The 17127-nt window shown below is 68.6% G+C and carries 12 protein-coding genes; 4 read left to right on the top strand and 8 right to left on the bottom strand.

From position 1 onward, the window contains the following. Nucleotides 1–2: 2 nt before the first annotated feature. From HD841_RS12905 to HD841_RS12915, 3 genes are read right to left on the bottom strand one after another with little or no spacing between them, the layout of a single operon-like run. A complete protein-coding gene (locus tag HD841_RS12905) occupies nucleotides 3–1253 on the bottom strand; it encodes an ABC transporter permease (RefSeq protein WP_179509268.1) in 1251 nt (416 codons plus the stop codon). Then, a complete protein-coding gene (locus HD841_RS12910) occupies nucleotides 1253–2686 on the bottom strand; it encodes an ABC transporter permease (protein ID WP_179509269.1) in 1434 nt (477 codons plus the stop codon). The genes HD841_RS12905 and HD841_RS12910 overlap by 1 nt, the downstream gene beginning before the upstream one ends. Next, the gene (locus HD841_RS12915) at nucleotides 2683–3414 is read right to left on the bottom strand and encodes an ABC transporter ATP-binding protein (RefSeq protein ID WP_179509270.1); all 732 of its coding nucleotides are present in this window, start codon (nucleotides 3412–3414) and stop codon (nucleotides 2683–2685) included. Before HD841_RS12915 ends, HD841_RS12910 begins: the two co-directional genes overlap by 4 nt. A gap of 138 nt (nucleotides 3415–3552) precedes the next feature. On the opposite strand from HD841_RS12915, the gene HD841_RS12920 reads away from it, so the two are divergent. Further along, nucleotides 3553–5670 (top strand): TonB-dependent siderophore receptor, encoded by a 2118-nt coding sequence (locus HD841_RS12920; protein ID WP_218845526.1) that lies wholly within the window; start codon nucleotides 3553–3555, stop codon nucleotides 5668–5670. A 10-nt stretch (nucleotides 5671–5680) separates the two neighbouring features. Here HD841_RS12920 and HD841_RS12925 read toward each other — a convergent pair whose 3' ends face one another. Then, nucleotides 5681–6469 (bottom strand): acid phosphatase, encoded by a 789-nt coding sequence (locus HD841_RS12925; protein ID WP_257015519.1) that lies wholly within the window; start codon nucleotides 6467–6469, stop codon nucleotides 5681–5683. A 172-nt stretch (nucleotides 6470–6641) separates the two neighbouring features. Here HD841_RS12925 and HD841_RS12930 point away from each other — a divergent pair, with 172 nt between their 5' ends. Beyond that, nucleotides 6642–7346, top strand: a complete 705-nt coding sequence (locus HD841_RS12930) for an HAD-IA family hydrolase (protein ID WP_179509272.1) — start codon at nucleotides 6642–6644, stop codon at nucleotides 7344–7346. Nucleotides 7347–7433: 87 nt separating this feature from the next. Here the strand turns inward: HD841_RS12930 and HD841_RS20760 are convergent, their stop codons facing one another. Further along, nucleotides 7434–7568, bottom strand: a complete 135-nt coding sequence (locus HD841_RS20760) for a hypothetical protein (protein WP_257015521.1) — start codon at nucleotides 7566–7568, stop codon at nucleotides 7434–7436. Between HD841_RS20760 and HD841_RS12935 the strand changes: the two genes are divergently transcribed. Then, a complete protein-coding gene (locus tag HD841_RS12935) occupies nucleotides 7567–8493 on the top strand; it encodes a crotonase/enoyl-CoA hydratase family protein (RefSeq protein WP_179509273.1) in 927 nt (308 codons plus the stop codon). The two genes, HD841_RS20760 and HD841_RS12935, sit on opposite strands and share 2 nt — an antisense overlap. A 9-nt stretch (nucleotides 8494–8502) precedes the next feature. Here the strand turns inward: HD841_RS12935 and HD841_RS12940 are convergent, their stop codons facing one another. Further along, complete coding sequence (locus HD841_RS12940) at nucleotides 8503–10491, bottom strand: putative bifunctional diguanylate cyclase/phosphodiesterase (RefSeq protein ID WP_179509274.1); 1989 nt, start codon at nucleotides 10489–10491, stop codon at nucleotides 8503–8505. 490 nt (nucleotides 10492–10981) lie between these two features. Here HD841_RS12940 and HD841_RS12945 point away from each other — a divergent pair, with 490 nt between their 5' ends. Continuing rightward, nucleotides 10982–12079 carry a GGDEF domain-containing protein gene (locus HD841_RS12945; RefSeq protein WP_179509275.1) on the top strand — a complete coding sequence of 366 codons (1098 nt, stop codon included), beginning with the start codon at nucleotides 10982–10984 and terminating at the stop codon, nucleotides 12077–12079. 3 nt (nucleotides 12080–12082) lie between these two features. On the opposite strand, the gene HD841_RS12950 is transcribed toward HD841_RS12945, so the two are convergent. Further along, nucleotides 12083–13723, bottom strand: a complete 1641-nt coding sequence (locus HD841_RS12950; protein ID WP_179509276.1) for a Na+/H+ antiporter — start codon at nucleotides 13721–13723, stop codon at nucleotides 12083–12085. 270 nt (nucleotides 13724–13993) lie between these two features. Beyond that, nucleotides 13994–17059 carry a TonB-dependent receptor gene (locus tag HD841_RS12955; RefSeq protein ID WP_179509421.1) on the bottom strand — a complete coding sequence of 1022 codons (3066 nt, stop codon included), beginning with the start codon at nucleotides 17057–17059 and terminating at the stop codon, nucleotides 13994–13996. Nucleotides 17060–17127 lie beyond the last annotated feature (68 nt).

Consider the following 17127-nt stretch of genomic DNA (forward strand, 5'->3'; position numbering starts at 1 on the left):
GCTCATCCCTGCCAGCGCGGCGCGCGGTCGAAGTCGGCTTTCTCGAACGGCCGGTCGCGGAAGAGATAGCCGTAGTAGAAGTCGCGCAGCCGGGCATGATAGGCGCGGATACGGTCCTGATAGGCGAGTTGCGCCTCCAGGTCGGTATCCGCCAGCCGCGTCAGCAGCGCCTGCACGCCGACCGAGGGCAGCACCCAGCCCAGGGTGTTGGCGATGCGGGCGCGCCGTTCGAGGCCGTGGCGATAGGCGCGGACCTTGTCGGCGACGCTCTCGTCGCCGACCTCGTGGAAGGCGAAATACCATTTGTAGTGGAATTTCACCGGCAGCGGCGCCGAATCGGCCCATTGCGGATAACGCGCGTAGAAGGCGCGCATCGTGTCCTCGCGCGGAATGTCCCAGGCGCGATGGACCGCCTCGCGCTGCGCCAGCGCGATCTCCGCGCCCTGCGCGACCGGCACCAGCCGGTTGATCGCGACATGCGCCAGCGTCGGGATCACCAGCACCAGCAGCATCCACGCCGCGGCAAGCATGGCGGCATTGGTCGCCGACTCCCGCCGCCAGCGCGCCACGAGCAGCGCGACGACGATCCAGAACAGCAGATAGGCCGCCGCCAGCGCCATCACCGCGAGGATCGCGCCGACGCCCGCGCCCGACAGGATCGCACCGATCACGAACGGCACGATCAGCGCCGCGAACAGCAGCCCGGCGCGCAGCAGCGCGCGCCGCGTCCACAACCGCCGGCCGCCGCCGGGCAGCGCATCGAGCATGCGCAGCCGCCCCGCCTCGCGCTCGCCCGAAACGAGGTCGTGGAACAGCGCGATGACGAACAGGGGCAACAGGAAGACCAGCACGAAGGCGAAGTCGAACCGGCCGGGCAGCGCCAGCTCGGGATTGACGATGTCGCCGTCGTAGATCTGCGCCTCCAGCCCGAGCGCGCGCACCCGCAGGATATAGGGTGCGACGTCGCGCATCCCGAGCGCCGCGAAGGCGAGCGGCGACGGCGGGTCCCAGGTCGCGTGGAAGCTGTAATATGCGGCGGTGCCCGCATCCTTGCTCTTGGCGACCGACGCCGCGACCGCGCCGTGATCCTGCGCCTGCGCGGCGGGGATCGCGGCGATCGCGGCACGCTGGCGTGCGATCTCCATCATCCCCGCGGTCACCGCTGCCGCGCTCAGCAGGGCGAGCAGCACCAGCGCGATGGTCACCAGACGGGCGCGCAGCAGCAGCCGCGCCTCATGCAGCCAGATCCGCATCAGCGTCCTCCCAGCCGGCGTGCGGCGATCACGAGCATCCCGCCCGCCACGACCAGCCAGCCGAGCAGCATGGCGAGGCCGGGCAGTGCTGCGTCGACGAGCGCGCTGCTATCCGGCGCGCGCCAGGCGAAGGGCGGCATCGCGCGCCAATGCGCGGACGACACGCGCCGGCGGCGATCGGCGTCGGCATCCTCGGCGACGTCGTCGGCATAGCGGACGTTCTCCGCCTCCATCCGGTTGAGCCGCTGGATCAGGTGATAGCGATAGGCCTCCGCCTGTTCGAGGAAGCGGCGATGGCCGGCGAAGTCGGTGCCCGCCGCCGCCATCGACAGCGAGCGTAGTGCGATCGTCGGGCTGACCAGCCCGAGCATGCGGACGAGCGCGTTCTGCCGCTCCTGCGCTGCGAAGCTCGCCTCGGCATGCGCGTCGAACAGGCTGGCGCTGATCCGTTCGCCTTCCATGGCAACCAGTCCCTTGTAGTTGAGCGGCAGATCCTCGACCCGCGCGACGCCGTAGCGGGCCAGCACCCGCTGTTTGAACGCGTTGAAATGCGGGTCGTTGGGATCATGGCTGTCGCCGATCGCGCGCATCTCGCGGCCGATCGCGACATCGGTTTGCAGGCGGTTGGCGAGCGGGTGGAGCTCGCCCGCGACATCGGCGCCGATCCGCGGCAGCAGCACGACGGTCACCGCCCAGATCGCCAGCAGCGCGAGCAGCGCGTCGCGCCGACGCCGCACCAGCGCGGAGACGAGGACGATGCCGATCGCCCAGAGCAGCAGATAGGCGAGATACCCGGCGGCGAGCATCGCCACCGGCCCCGGCGCCGCGCCGGTCCCGGCGATCACGACCAAAGCGAGGATCGCCGGCGCCGCGATCGCCACGGCGACGAGGCCCAGCGCGGCGACCTTGCCGAGCGCGATCTGGCGCGTCGTCGCACCTTGCAGGATCAGCGGGCGCAGCGTGCCGCGCTCGCTCTCACGCGCGACCACGCCATAGCCGAGGAAGATGAGCAGCAACGGCGCCAGCGCCTGCAACACGAAGGCCGGCGACAATTGCCCGAAGCGCACGAGCAGCGAACTCTGGCGCACGTCGCCGAAATTGGCGCTGTTCTGGCGATGCCCTTCGAGGAACATGCTGCTGCCGGTGAAGGCATCGACGCCGGGATCGAAGGCAGCGAGCGCGCCGAGCGGGCGGAAGATGAAATGGCCGTAGTGGACGACGCGATGCGGATGGCGATCGGGCTGCGCGTCGAACGCCTGCGTCGCCGCCGCCTGCTGCCGGGCGCGCAGCTCCGCAGTGGCACGCTGCTGCGCCCAGGAGGTGACGATCGCGATCAGCGTCAGGACGAGGATCAGCACCAGTCCGATCCGCGCGACGCGGTTGCGTGCCATCAACCGCCATTCGTCGCGCGCGACGAGACCGACCGCGCTCATGCCGCCACCGGCGCCGCGAAGCGCGCGTGCAGCGCGCGGATGTCGAACCGGTCGGGGCCCGTCGCCGCGACCTCCTCGACGATCCGTCCGCCGTCGAGAAAGCCGATGCGATCGACGACATCGACCGCGCTGAGCAGATCGTGGGTGACCATCAGCACCGCGGTGCCGCGGGCGCGCACCGCGCCGAGCAGCTGGTTGAACTCCAGCGTCGCACGCGGATCGAGGCCCGAGGTCGGCTCATCGAGCAGCAGCACCGGCACCGCGCGCAGCAGCGCGACGGCGATCGCCACCTTCTGCCGCATCCCCTTGGAAAAGCCGCCGAGCCGCTGGTCGAAGGCGCGCGCCTGCAGCCCTGCGCCGGCGAGCGCGGCGGTGATCTCGTCCCGGCTGCGCGGCTCCCCCGACAGCGCGAGCAGGTAATCGGCATTCTCCACCGCGCTCAGATGCTCGTAGAGCGCGACATTCTCGGGCAGATAGGCGAGGTGCCGCCGCGCGCCGTCGGGGTCGGTGGCGGGATCGATCCCGGCGACCGCGATCCGCCCCGCCTGCGGCCGTGCGAAGCCGAGCAGCGCCGACAGGGTGGTCGACTTGCCCGCGCCATTGCCCCCGAGCAGCGCATAGATGCTGCCCGCCGCGACCTGGAGCGACAGGCCGTCGAGCACCCGGTGCGGTCCATAGGATAAGGTCACATCCTCGATCGCGATCGGTATCGGCTGGTCTGCTGGCACGTCATGATCTCCCTTCAGTGCTGCGCGGGTGCGGCAAGGCCCCGGCCCCTGTCAACCGATATAGTATATCATTTCATTGACAGGCAAGAGATCGGACCGTTATCGACATGACAATTCCAACCGGATCGAATGGGGGACATGATGGGGATCATCCGCGGCTGGCTCACGCCGGCCTGCCTGTTGCTGCCGACGGTCGCGCCGGCGCAAACGCCGTTGCGCGACCAGCCCGTACAGGAGGCGCCAGACGACGGCGAGCCGCGTGCCGGCGACGATATCACCGTCACCGGGTCGCGGCTCGCCAATGCCAGCATCAACGGGATCGTCATCGATCCCATCCTGCTGCCGCAGAACGTCCGCGTCCTCGACAGCAAGCTGGTCGCGCAGACCGGCGTGACCGACCTGTCGCAGCTCTACGATCTGGCCGGCAGCATGGCGCGTCAGAACAATTTCGGCGGGGCGTGGGATGCCTATGCGATCCGCGGTTTCGCGGGCGATCCGAACCTCGGCCCCGACCTGCTCGTCAACCGCTTCAACGCCAACCGCGGCTATAATCCGCGGCGCGACATCGCGACCGTCGAGAGCTTTCAGGTGCTCAAGGGACCGGCCGCGGCCCTGTCGGGCAAGGGCGAGCCGGGCGGGTCGATCAATATCGTGACCAAGGCGCCGCTCGACCACACCCACGCTGCCGCCAACCTGTCCTACGCCAGTTTCGACACGGTGCGGCTCAACGCCGACGTCGGCGGCCCGGCTGCCGGCGGGCTCGCCACCCGCATGATCGCCACGTGGCAGGACAGCCGCGGCTTCCGCGACTATAATCCGAACAGCCGCCTGCTGATCGCGCCGTCGATCGCCTGGCGCGCCTCCGATCGCGTCCGCTTCCTCTACCAGCTCGAATATAATCTCGTCGATTTCGTCCATGACCGCGGCGTGCTGGCGGTCGGCAGCGACGCCAAGGCACTGCCGCGGAAGCGCTTCCTGGGTGAACCCAATGACGGCCAGGCGCATCAGCGCACCAGCCAGCATCAGGGATCGATGACGGTCGACCTTGCTGACGGCGTCGCGCTGGAGGGTGGTTTGCAATATCGCGACGGCACGTTGCGGGGGCAGGCCTCGCACATCGTGGCGGTGGTCGGCACGCGCGCGCGTCGTCAGTTGCGCCAGCATTATTACGATTGGCAGGACCTGACCGGCCGCGTCGAGATCAGCGTGCGGCGTACGCTGCTGGGGATCGAGCATCAGGCGCGGATCGGCGGCGACGCCTATAGCTACGACCTGCGCAACGTCTATCATCGCTCCGCACCGACCGATGCCGTCCCCTATGACATCGACATCTACGATCCCGTCTATGGCCAGCCCAAGCCGGCGGTGCAGCTCAACCAGGATACGCTCGAACAGCAGCGCGGGCGGAGCCTCTATGCGCAGGATCTGCTGGTCCTCGACCGGCGGTTCAGCCTGCTGCTCGGCATCCGCCACGACTGGATCACGCAGCGGCTGGCCAATTACCGGCTCGGCACGGTCAGCCGGCAGACCCCGTCGGTCACGTCGCCGCGCGCCGCCTTCACCTTCGCGCCGAGCGAGGAGGTGTCCGCCTATGTCAGCTGGGGGCGCTCGTTCCGCTTCAACCAGGGCGTCGGCGCCGATGCGCGCGCCTTCGCACCCGAGCGCGGCACCGCGTGGGAAGGCGGCGTCAAATATGCGCTGTTCGACCATGCGTTGACCGGCACCGCCTCGGTCTACCAGATCGACAAGGTCAACGTGCTGATCAGCGACGGCACCGGCAGCGGCTTCTCCAAGCCGGCCGGCGAAGCGCGCAGCAAGGGGTTCGAGGCCGACGCGACGCTCGCCATCGACCGCCGCTTCGACCTGACCGCGGTCTATGCCTATACCGACGCGCGGGTGATCCGCGACACACGGCCGAACATGAGCGGCGCGCCGCTGTCGAACGTGCCGCGTCATTCGGGCGCGATCTACGGCCATTGGACCTCGGCCGCGAACGATTCGGGGTCGATCGGCATCGGCGCGGGGCTGACCTATGTCGGGTCGCGCCCCGGCGACGACGCCAACACCGGCTTCCGCCTGCCCGGCTACTGCACCGCGCGGCTCAACCTGTCATGGCAGGTGACGAAGGGGATCGCGGCGCGCCTCGACGCCGACAATCTGTTCGACGCTTATTATCTGGAAAGCTCGTACAACCGCAACTGGATCGCCCCCGGTGCCCCGCGCACCGTGCGCGCGGGGCTGGTGCTGGGGCTGTAGGCGGCCTCGCTCAATAGATGCGTTGCGCGACGAGCGTCGCCTCGGCCGCGCATCGCGCCGCATCGGGCTTGGGCGTGGTGGCCGCGCCGCGCAGCGCGGCGATCTCGGCACGGGCGGCGGCGAGGTCGGCGACAAAGGCGGGATCGTCCGCCATCGCGGTCAGCGTCGCCGCCGCGGTGAGGCGGCCCGCTTCCACCGCGCTGGCATTGTGGACGCCGCAGACGATGCGGCTCTCACCAAAGGCGCGCCCGCGCGCGAGGATCGCGGTCGCCTGATCCGGCATCAGCCGGGCAAGCAGGGTGGCGACCGTCCAGCCCGCGGTCGTGTGGCCCGACGGATAGTCGTAGCTGCCCTTCAATTCTTCGGCCGGCTGGCAGATCGGGCCGGTGTCGATCTGGAAGGGACGCAACCGCTTGTAGAAGGTCTTGGCGGTGCCGCTCTGCGCGCCGGTGTCGGTCAGCGCACGGCGGATCAGCGTCGCGGTGCGCGGCGCCGTCTGCGGCGTCATCGTCATGCCGGCCGCGCAGCTGAAGTCGCGAAACAGATCGTCGGGGGCGAGCTTCACGTCGTTCGTCGCCATCTGCCAGCGCGGCGTGTCCTTCAGCGCGCGGGTCGCGGCGAAGATCGCGCGGTCCGCCGCCGCGCGCGCGTCGCCGGGGCGCGGCGCCGGGGGCAGCACCGCCAGCACGTCGAACGCGCCGGGCGCGAGATAGCCGGCCGGCCCGGCGACATCCCGCGCCACCGCCCCCACGGCGAGCGTCGAGACGAGGCAGGCGGCGGCACAGGCAAGGCGGTTCATGATCATGGTCTCCGGTGATCGACGTGTGACAGTATATCATCGTTGTGCCGGACGATTGTGACGCCAGGATTGCGGCGGCGACCCGAACAGGGGGCGGGGCGGGGCGGGGCGGGATAGTGCGGCGGCGGCGCGCGGTTGCACGTGCCGCGCTTTTCCATAGACGGTCGGCGGCATGACCGCGCCTGTCCCCGCCACGCCGCCCTATCGCGGCCGCCGCTTCGCTGCGTTCCTGTTCGACATGGACGGCACGCTGATCACCAGCATCGAGTCCGCCAATTGCGCCTGGACGCGCTGGGCCGAGTTGCGCGGGTTCGACCCGGCCCATGTCCTCTCGATCATGCATGGCGTGCGCACGATCGAGACGATGACGCGGCTCGGCGTCAGCGATCCGCAGGCGGAGGCGGCGTGGATCACCCGTCAGGAGATCGAGGATACCGAGGGCGTGACCGCGATCGAGGGCGCGGCGGCGTTCCTCGCCGGCATACCGCAGGATCGCTGGGCGATCGTAACCTCGGCCTCCCGTGCCCTGGCCGAAGCGCGGCTCGGCAAGGCCGGCATCGCCATCCCGCCGGTGCTGGTCACGTCGGAGGACGTCGAGCGCGGCAAGCCGGACCCGGCCTGCTTCCTGCTTGGCGCAGACCGGCTGGGCGTGGACGCGTCGCATTGCCTGGTGTTCGAGGACACGCTGGCCGGGCTGAGCGCCGCCGACGCGGCCGGTGCCTCGGGCCTCGCGATCACCGCCACCCACCGTCACCCCCTCGGGACGGCGCATCCGGCGATCCGCGATTATCGGGGGCTGGCGGTCGCGGTCGCGCCGGAGGGGCTTACGATCGTCGATGCCGCCGCGGCGCATGATAAGGATGCAGCGCCGGCCTGATCTCGCCCGGCGGCGCTGGTCCGCCCGGATCGGCTGGCCGGTCGCGGCTGCCGGCGGTGGGCGATCCCGCGGGTCGGCAAGACGCGGTCATCCGCCGCGACCTTGCGCCTTGGCGCCCCATTCCTGCACCAGGGAAGGCTTATCCATCAGCCGCTTAGCGCGCGGATTCGACGTAGGATCGCACTGCAGCACGATGCTGCGTGTGAAGAAGGACGTCGTCATGACCCTCGAATATCCTCCTGTCGTCCCGGCCCAGCGCAAGACCCAATACGGCCCCGCCGGCGCCGACCTGCACCATCCGGCGCGCAAGCGTGCGCCGTTCGACCTCGTCGACCTCGAGACGCAGTTCGATCCCGAGCTCGGCACGCTGTGGACCTATATGCGCCAGCGCAGCCGGCCGAGCTTCAATCCCGAGCTGCTCGCCGCCTTCGAGCATTGGCAGAACGACATCGCCGAGGCGCATGCCTCAGGGGCGATGCCGATCCGCTATCTGGTGCTTGGCTCGCGCTTTCCCGGCGTCTTCTCGCTGGGCGGCGATCTCGACCTGTTCGCCGCGCACATCCGGCGCGGTGATCGCGAGGCGCTGGTCCGCTACGGCCGCGCCTGCGTGCGGATCCTCCACCGCAACATGCTCAGCCTCGACCGGCCGATCATCACCATCGGGCTGGTCGAGGGCGACGCGCTCGGCGGCGGCTTCGAGGCCTTGCTGTCGTTCAACGTCGTGATCGCCGAGCGCGGCACCAACTTCGGGCTGCCGGAGACCAATTTCGGCCTGTTCCCGGGGATGGGGGCGCATTGCTTCCTGTCGCGGCGGCTCGGCTCGGCCCGCGCCGAGCAGATGATCCTCAGCGGCCGGTCGTATAGCGCGGAGGAGCTGTACGACCTCGGCATCATCCATGCGCTCGCCGAACCGGGGCGAGGGCGGGCCGAGGTGGAGACCTACATCCGCCAGAACCGCCGTCGGCACAGCGGCCATTGCGCGATCTACGAGGCGTCGCGCTCGGTCAATCCGCTGCCGCTCGCCGAACTGGAGGCGGTGGTCGATCTGTGGGCGGACGCCGCGCTGCGGCTCAACGACACCGACCTCAAGCTGATGCGCCGCCTGGTCGGCGCGCAGTCGCGACTGCTCGAGAAGGCGGTGGCGTGATCGCCGCGGTCAGGAGCGCCCCTGTGCCCTGACCCCGGTCCCGGCAAGCGCCTCACCGGCGGGCCCGCCGGCAAGCATGGTCGTCACCATGTTTGCCGGCATGGGCCGCGCCAGCAGATAGCCCTGCACCGCGTCGCACTGCGTGCGGCGCAACTGGTCGAGCTGTGCCTGCGTCTCGACGCCTTCGGCAACGGTGCGCATGCCGAGCTTGGCGGCGAGATCGATCACCGTCTGGACGATCGCCACCGAGGCGTGGCTCTGTTCGAGGTCGGTGATGAACGACCGGTCGATCTTGAGCGTCTGGAACGGGAATTTGGTGAGGTAGCTCAGCGACGAATAGCCGGTGCCGAAATCGTCCAGGGTGGTGCGGACGTGGAGGCGGTTGATCGCGTCGAGCGCGGCGAGCGAGGCATCGATATCCTCGAGCAGTACCGATTCCGTGACTTCCAGTTCGAGCCGGTCGGCGGCGAAGCCGCTGGTGGCCAGCGCACCCATGATGACCGTCGGCAGGTTGGCGGAACGCAGCTGGATCGGCGACAGATTGACCGCGATCTTCACCTCGGGCGGCCAGTCGCTGGCGATGCGGCACGCCTCGCGGATCACCCAGCTGCCGATCGCGACGATCAGACCGTTGTCCTCGGCGATCGGGATGAATTCGGCCGGTGAGATCGCGCCATGGTTGCGGCTGGTCCAGCGCAGCAGCGCCTCGCACGACAGGATGCGTTCGCCGGCCAGATCGTAGATCGGCTGGAACATCAGGTGGAATTCGCCGCGTTCCAATGCGCCCTGCATATCGGCGGCGAGGGTACGGCTGCGTTCGATTTTCTCGTCCATCAACGGTTCATAGAGGCACATCTGGCCGCGGCCGCTGTCCTTGGCACGATAGAGCGCCAGATCGGCGTTTTTTAGCAACGTGTCGGCGTCCCGGCCGTCCGCCGGTGCGATCGCGATGCCGAGCGAGGCGCCGATATGCAGCATCCGGCCATTGTGCTGCACGGGCAGCTCGACGAGGTCGATGATCCGGCGGCCGGTGGTCAGCGCGTCCTCGGGTTCGGCGATCTCGCAGACCACGGCGAATTCGTCGCCGCCGAGCCGGGCGACGATGCCCGCGCCGGCGAACGCCTCGTCGAGGCGCCGCGCGACGCCGGCGAGCAGCGCGTTGCCGGCGAGATGGCCGAAGGAATCGTTGATCTCCTTGAACCGGTCGAGGTCCATCCAGTGGATCGCGAGGCGGCGGTCGGCATCGCCCAGCGCCTGCAAGCGCGCCTCGAACTGTTCGCGGAACGCGGTGCGGTTGGCGACGCCGGTCAGATCGTCGCGACGCGCCATCGCGGCATGATGTTCGGCGAGCGCAGCCTTCTCGCGCGAGACGACGGTCGCCTTCAGGATGACGCCATAGGTTTGCAGCGTGATGTCCATCATCGCGACGACGAACAGCAGGATGACGATCGCCAGCGCGATCTTGAGCGGTTCGAGCGAGACGATCAGCCCGGCGGCGAGCGGCAGCGACGCGAAGCACAATTGCGCCAGCGCGATCCACGGGCGGCCGGCGTTGCGTCCGGCGATGCCCGCGGCATAGCCGATCGTCGTCGTCACCGCGAGCAACTGGAGCACGCCGTTGCCGCTGTTGACCAGCGTCAGCATGCCGAAGGTGCCGAGCAGCGCGGAGTAGCAGACGGCACCGGCGCGGTAGATGAATTCCTGTCGCCGCGCCCATCGTCCGGTCGTCGGCGATCCGGGGGGAGCATGGCGCTTCGGCCGCACCGCATCGCCGACGCGGATGCTGGCGACGATCGCGATCGCCACCGCACAGGCGAGCATCGACGGCGTGCGGCTGACCAGTGCGACGATCGCGACGATGGCGCTGCTCGTCACGGCCCCGATGACCAGGGATTGCGGCGACGCGTACAGCGATTCGACCAGCGTCTCGCGGACAGAGGCCGCGATCGCCTGATCGGAATGCCGCAGGCGTCTGAGGCGGGTTATGAGACCGGTCATATGGTTACCATGCGCGGAAGAGGTGTAGAAGAAACAAACAAAAGCCGCGATCGGGCTCGTCCTGCCGCATATCTGCTCCGACAAATCTGCCGGAATACAGCATCTTACGTTTGCGTCAGGGCATTGACCTCTGCGTGAGGCAGGCGCGGCGCACTCTCGATGAGCGGGAGTGACGCATCCGTTCGTGGCGGCCCTGCGCGCGGCCTGCACAATCGATTTTAGCGGAGAGCCGCGTGATGGCAGAGATGTCGCGGGGTCACATGCCGCTTTCCATTTGACGTCGCGCGACGGTGATCAATAACGTCGGCATAGTAGATTTGACAGGACCGGGCTGCCGAAGTGCTCGTCGCTGAATTCACCGGGACCTGCTCGATGATGCCAGACTTGTGTCCAATTCAGACATTATGACACAAGGCGACTCTACTTGCGCGAACAGTCAATTTGGCGTGAAATTAACCCCTAATTCGTTGTATCGGGCTAGCCGATGAGCATGATGTCGCCTTCCCATCGCCGTGCCTCAGCTGAGTCGGTGCGAATCGAGTTGCGCAATGCCCTGTTCGCGACGGCATTGCCCAATGCGGTGATGACGGCGATCTTCGCGACATTGGGGTTCAAGATCGCCAGCAGCCTGCGCGACCCGATCGCCTGGACCGCCCTGGTCTCGGGCGTCGTGTGCGCGGGATTGAAGCTGCTGCTGATCGCGGCGCATCGGCGGCGCGACCGGTCGGCCGCGCAGCACGATCGCTGGGCGCGCGCCTTCGCGGTGTTGAGCGTCGGGCTTGCCTTCTCGCTCGGCCTGCTCGGCGCGCGCGCCTTCGTCCACGATGCGGTGCTGTTGCAGATGCTCGCGACGGGGCTGCTGTTCGGCTATTGTTCGGGGCTGGTCGCGCATACGTCGATCCGGCCCTGGCTCGCCGTCATCTGCCTCGTGTGCAGCGCGGTGCCGATCGCGATCAGCGCGGCGTTGCGCACGGACAGCGCGCATCAATTGCTCGCCGCCAGCCTGATCTGCTTCATGCTCGCCGCGTTCCAGAGCGTCCGCCACCTCTATCAGGCGACGCGGCAGCAGATCATCACGCGCCACGCGATGGCGACGCTGGCGCGGGTCGATCCGCTCACCAAATTGCCCAATCGGCTCGGCCTGCGCGAGGCGTTCACCAGCCACAGGCGCGAAGACAATGACATCGCGATCCACTGCCTCGATCTCGACGCGTTCAAGCCGGTCAACGACCGCTACGGCCATCCGACCGGCGATGCGCTGCTGACCGCGGTCAGCGACCGGGTCCGGTCGGTCCTCCAGCCGCACGACACCGCGGCGCGGGTCGGCGGCGACGAATTCGTCATCATCCAGTCCGGCGTGCGCAGCCAGAGCGAGGCCGATCTGTTCGCGCGCACGCTGGTCCGCCGGATCATGGCGCCCTACGAGATCGATACCCACCAGATCCGCATCGGCGTCAGCCTCGGCTTCGTCACCGCGAGCGGCGACGCGAACGACCTCGACGAGCTGGTCGCGCTCGCCGATGCCGCGCTCTACCAGGCGAAGCAGACGGGCGGCGGCATCGGGCGCGCGACGCTCGCCGCGCACTGAGCGTCAGATCCGGTAGCGCGCTTCGAGCAGGTCGAGTTCGCGGATCAGCTTCTGCGCGATGGCGCTGCCGACACGGCGGTCGCGCACCATCTCGACCACCGCGGCGCGCTCCGCCTTGATCGCGGCGAGGCGGAAGGTGCGGTCCAGCCGGTCCTGCAGGCGCGCCTCGGCCGAGGCCTTGGCCGATCCGCTGCGGCTTTCGATCCGCTCGCGGTAGAGGTCCATGATCCGCGTGCCGGCGGCGGCGTAAAAATCGGCATTGCCGTCGCGCTCGGCGAGTTCGTGCTGCGAGCGCTCGATCGCGGAGATCGCCGCCTCCGCCGCGGCGACGCGCGCGGCATCCTCCTCCGCCTGGCGCGAGGGTTCGGCGGGCATGGTCAGGCCGTTGAGCAGGATCGGCAGCGCGACGCTCGCCAGCACCAGCGACACGATGATGACGCCCGCCGCCAGGAAGATCGCGAGGTCGCGGGCAGGGAAGGGGGTGCCGTCGTTCAGCGTCAGCGGGATGGTGAGCACACCGGCGAGCGTGATCGCGCCGCGCACCCCGGCGAGCGACATGGCGGCGACCAGCCGCCAGTCCGGGCTGTGCAGCGTCGCCTCGCTGTTCAGCCGCCGCCGCAGCAAGGTCAGCCGCAGCGACACCCACACCCAGCCGAAGCGCAGCAGCGCGAGGCCGGCGACGATCGCCAGTACGTAGAGCCCGAGCCACTCCGGGCCGTGATGGCCGGTCAGCAACACCGTCGACGTGGCGCCGGCGAGGATGGCGGGCAATTGCTCGCCGAGCAGCACGAAGATGATGCCGTTGAGCGCGAACTGGATCGTGTCCCAGACCGAATTGCGCCGCATCCGTGTCGTCGCCAGCGCCTGTCGCGAGATTTCGGCGAAGGTCATCGTCACGCCGGCCGACACTGCGGCGAGGATGCCGGAGGCGTGGATATGCTCGGCGAGCAGATACGAACCGAATGGGATCAGCAGGCTGACGAGGATCTGTGAGCCCGGCTCCTCGCCGAAGCGCCGCGACACCCAGGCCTTCATCCGCGTGACGACCAGCGTCACCACGACACCGACCGCCAGGCCGATGCCGGCGACCCACAGGAAACTGGTCGCCGCCTGGGTCGCGGAGAAGGTGCCGGTCAGCGCCGCGGCGATCGCAAACCGCAGGCAGACGAGGCCCGACGCGTCGTTGAGCAACGATTCGCCTTCGAGGATGTGCATCATCCGCTTCGGGATCGGCACCCGCGCGGCGATCGCCGACACCGCGATCGGGTCGGTCGGCGACACCACTGCGGCAAGGGCGAACGCCACCGCCAGCGGCATCGCCGGGATCATCCAGTGGATGAAGAAGCCCATGCCGATCACCGTCAGCAGCACCAGGCCGAGCGCCAGTTCGACGACCGTCGACAGGTCCTTGAGCAGTTCGTCCTTGGGAATGCGCCAGCCGTCGAGGAACAGCAGCGGCGGCAGGAAGAGCAGCAGGAACAGTTCGGGGTCGAGTTCGACCCGGTAGGAGGTGGACAGGCCGATCACCGCACCCAGCAGGATCTGGACCAGCGGCGTCGGCACCGACACCGGCAGCATGCGCGACACCGCGCCGCTCATCACCACGGCAAGCAACAGGAACAGGACGATCGATACGGCTTCCAAACAACACTCCCGGGTCAGATAGTGTTTCCCTATCTGGCTCCGTCACCGCAGGACAACCCCGTCCGCGCCGTCGGTAATCGACCCAGGCGAAATCGATACCCGGTCAAAGTCCTCCCCCGCCAGGGGGAGGTGGCATGCCGAAGGCATGACGGAGGGGGAGGGCACGTCCACCGATGTGGTCGCTTACCTCCCCCTCCGTCACGGCTGCGCCGCGCCACCTCCCCCTGGCGGGGGAGGAGTTTTTGCAAGCGCTGAAGGTCGATCCGGCGCCTAGAAGGTGCCGCGCAGGCCGACGAGGAACTGGCGTCCCGGCTTGTACTGCGTGAACGTCGCATTCTCGAACTGGAAGTAGGAGCGCAGCGTCGCGTTGGTGAAGTTCGCCACGTTGACGGTGAGCTGCGGCGCCCCGGCAAAGCCGAAGATCTTGTCCAGGTCGAACGACGACGAGAAGTCGTAGGTCGTATAGTCGGTGCCGAACAGCGCCGCCGCCGGGATGCCGTTCTGCGCCGCGCCGCTGTTCTGCGACCCCTCACGCGACGTGGTCGAGACGCGCAGCATGATGCCGTTCTTCTCGTAATAGCCGGTGATGTTGTAGGTGAACGGCGCGACGCCGAAGGCCTGTGCCGGGCCGTCGCTGCGCTGGTCGACGATCGTGGCGTTGGCGTTGAAGCCGAAGCCGGTGATGCCGATCTTGCGGGTTAGGAAGTCGAGCGGCTGGACCCACTGGAATTCGAGGCCGTTGATCGTCAGCTTGTTGGGCACGTTGATCTGCGAGGTCACCTGCACCTGCGCCGCGGTCGGGCCGCCACGCGAGTTCAGCGCGATCTGCTGCGTGGGGTTCAGCGTGTCGTAGGTGATGCCATATTGCGCCAGGTCGGCGAACGGCACCGTGTTGATCGCGGTGGTGGTGAAGCCCTCGATCGACTTGCGGAACGCATTGAAGCTGACCACGCCCTCGCGGCCGGTGTAATATTCGAAACCGAGGTCGAGGTTGGTCGACAGATACGGGGCGAGGGCAGGGTTGCCGATCGACGCCTGGTCCGCCGACGGCGCACCGAAGTTGACGCCCGGCAGCTGCGCCGACGGGTCGGGGCGGGTCATCGTCCGCGATCCGGCGACGCGGACCACGGCATGCTCGCTGACGTCATAGGCGAAGGTCGCCGCCGGCAGCCACTTCGTGTAGACGTTGCGGGTCTCGGCGATGTTGACGATGTTCGGATAGCGGCTGCCGTCGGGCAGGCTCGCACCCGCCGCGGTGGTGTTGCGCGGATCGGGGATCGAGACCCGGCCCGAGATGGTCTGGATCGTGTTGACGTAGCGCAGGCCGACGTTGAAGCGCAGCATGTTGCCGCCGAGCTCCTGCGCGCCGTTGACCGTGGCGAACGCCGACTTCACGACCTCGCGGATCGTGCCGCCGCTCGCGCCGGTGTTGGCGGCGCCGGTCTCGGGCGCATTGTCGTGGTAGAAGTCGTAGTTGGTCGCCTTGGCGAACGCCGGCCAGTCGACCGTGACGAAGCCCGCCGGGCCCGGCCGCAGATAGGTCGGCGCCGCGCTGTTGGGGACGAGCGAGCCGCCATAGGACAGCGGACCGGAGCCGGCGCTGTAGCCGGTGCCGAGACCCGGATAGGTCGGATAGCCCGCCGGCGCCGCACCCGGCGCGTTCAGGCCTTCGCACGGCGGCTGGAGGTTGGGCGAGGGCAGGAAGACGCTCGGGTTGTTGCCGCAGACCGCATTCTGCCACGCCTGCGAATTGTCGTAGCCGCGGATGCGGCGCGACACGTCGTCGAACGCGCCGCCGACCTTCAGGTTGAGCGACTTGTCGCCCCAGGTCAGGTCGCCGCGGAAGCCCTTGTTGACGTTGAGGCGCCGCTCGTCGCTGATGTTGACGCGGCTGCCGTTGTACCAGCCGAAATTGGCGGGATCGTTGAGGTCGAGCGCGCTGGTGATCTGCGGGATGCCGCCGTCGTTCGAATAGGTGACGGTGTTGCCGACGCCGAGCGGCGTGGTCATGCCGACGCTCGGGCTCTCACGATGGAAGGTGGAGCGCGCGTAATTGCCCTGCAGCGTCAGCTTCAGGCTGTCGGAAATTTCCCACTCGCCGCCCGGGTTGACGCTGAACAGCTTCGTCGTCTCGGTATAGGGGCGGAATTCGTTGAAGAACTGCACGTTGGCGAAGGTGCCGCCGGTGACGGTGCAGCCGACGCTGCAATCCGACTTGTCGAAGGTCAGGTTGGTCGGGATGATCGCGCCGTTGCGGACGATCCACGCGATGTTCTCGCGGGTCAGCTCGTTCTTCTTATAGCCGTACAGGCCATCGACGTAGAAATGCAGCGTGTCCGACGCCTGCCATTCGGCGCTCATGATCGCGTTGACGCGGTCGCGCGGCCCGCGGATGCTGGTGCTGCGGCCGAGGCGCGGCAGCAGGCCGTTGTCGATCTGCTGGATCGTCGCGCCGGGATTGTTGGCGAGCAGGAAGCCGCGGTCGATCGTCGTACCGGCGACCAGGCCGGCGCCAGCGCCGGCGGGCACCACCGCCGGGATCGTCCAGTTGCCGCCGCCCGTGGGGTTGCAGCCGGTGGCCGCGCCGCACTGCGCTGCGGTGAGCGCCGGGTTGGTATAACCGATCGTCTCGAACCCGCGCGTGTCGGTGAACAGCCGCTGCGCCGAGACGCCGGCGAGGATGCCGAACGTGTCGTTGCGCCAGCTGCCGATCAGCGAGCCGCGCGCGCCGATCCGGTCTTCCGGCGTCTGCTTGCTGCCCTGGATGTTGTAGGCGAGGAACGAGGTGTTGCGGTCGAACGGCCGCGCCGAGCGCAGGTCGATGTTACCCGCCGCGCCGCCTTCGAGCAGGTCGGCGGTATAGCTCTTGTTGACGGTCAGCTTTGTGAACAGGTCGGTCGGGAAGAAGCTGAGGTCGACCGACCGGTCGGTGCCCTGCGCGTCGGTGGCGCCCGACGAGGCGACCGCGATCGTCGCGCCGTTCAGCGTCACGTTGGTGAAGTTGGAGCCGAGGCCGCGGATCGCGACGTTGGTGCCCTCGCCGGTGACGTCGCGGGTGATCGTCACGCCGGGGATGCGGTTGAACGATTCGGCGATGTTGGTGTCGGGGAACTTGCCGATGTCCTCGGCGAAGATCGAATCGGTGAAGCCGGTCGACGCGCGCTTCGAGTCGGTCGACTTGGCGAGGCTCGAGCGATAGCCGGTGACGACGATGTCCTCGCCGGGCGCGCCCTGGCTCTGGTCGGTCTGCGGCTCGGGCGGGGTGGCGGGGCCATTGTCCTGGCCGTCGGCGGGCGTCTGCTCCGAGGGCGGCGCCACGGCCTGCGCCGCGGCCATCGAGGCGCTCAGCGTGCCGAGCGTGGTCGCGCACAGCAGGGCGATGCGGCGCAGACGAAGGGTACGAA

This window comes from Sphingomonas melonis (genome assembly GCF_013409985.1).
GTDB lineage: Bacteria > Pseudomonadota > Alphaproteobacteria > Sphingomonadales > Sphingomonadaceae > Sphingomonas > Sphingomonas melonis_A.

Excerpts from the sequence above, each read along its gene's own strand:
- HD841_RS12905 (WP_179509268.1), bottom strand. The coding sequence starts at position 1,253 with ATGCGGATCTGGCTGCATGAGGCGCGGCTGCTGCTGCGCGCCCGTCTG.
- HD841_RS12910 (WP_179509269.1), bottom strand. The coding sequence starts at position 2,686 with ATGAGCGCGGTCGGTCTCGTCGCGCGCGACGAATGGCGGTTGATGGCA.
- HD841_RS12920 (WP_218845526.1), top strand. The coding sequence starts at position 3,553 with ATGATGGGGATCATCCGCGGCTGGCTCACGCCGGCCTGCCTGTTGCTG.
- HD841_RS12925 (WP_257015519.1), bottom strand. The coding sequence starts at position 6,469 with ATGAACCGCCTTGCCTGTGCCGCCGCCTGCCTCGTCTCGACGCTCGCC.
- HD841_RS12930 (WP_179509272.1), top strand. The coding sequence starts at position 6,642 with ATGACCGCGCCTGTCCCCGCCACGCCGCCCTATCGCGGCCGCCGCTTC.
- HD841_RS12935 (WP_179509273.1), top strand. The coding sequence starts at position 7,567 with ATGACCCTCGAATATCCTCCTGTCGTCCCGGCCCAGCGCAAGACCCAA.
- HD841_RS20760 (WP_257015521.1), bottom strand. The coding sequence starts at position 7,568 with ATGACGACGTCCTTCTTCACACGCAGCATCGTGCTGCAGTGCGATCCT.
- HD841_RS12940 (WP_179509274.1), bottom strand. The coding sequence starts at position 10,491 with ATGACCGGTCTCATAACCCGCCTCAGACGCCTGCGGCATTCCGATCAG.
- HD841_RS12945 (WP_179509275.1), top strand. The coding sequence starts at position 10,982 with ATGATGTCGCCTTCCCATCGCCGTGCCTCAGCTGAGTCGGTGCGAATC.
- HD841_RS12955 (WP_179509421.1), bottom strand. The coding sequence starts at position 17,059 with ATGGCCGCGGCGCAGGCCGTGGCGCCGCCCTCGGAGCAGACGCCCGCC.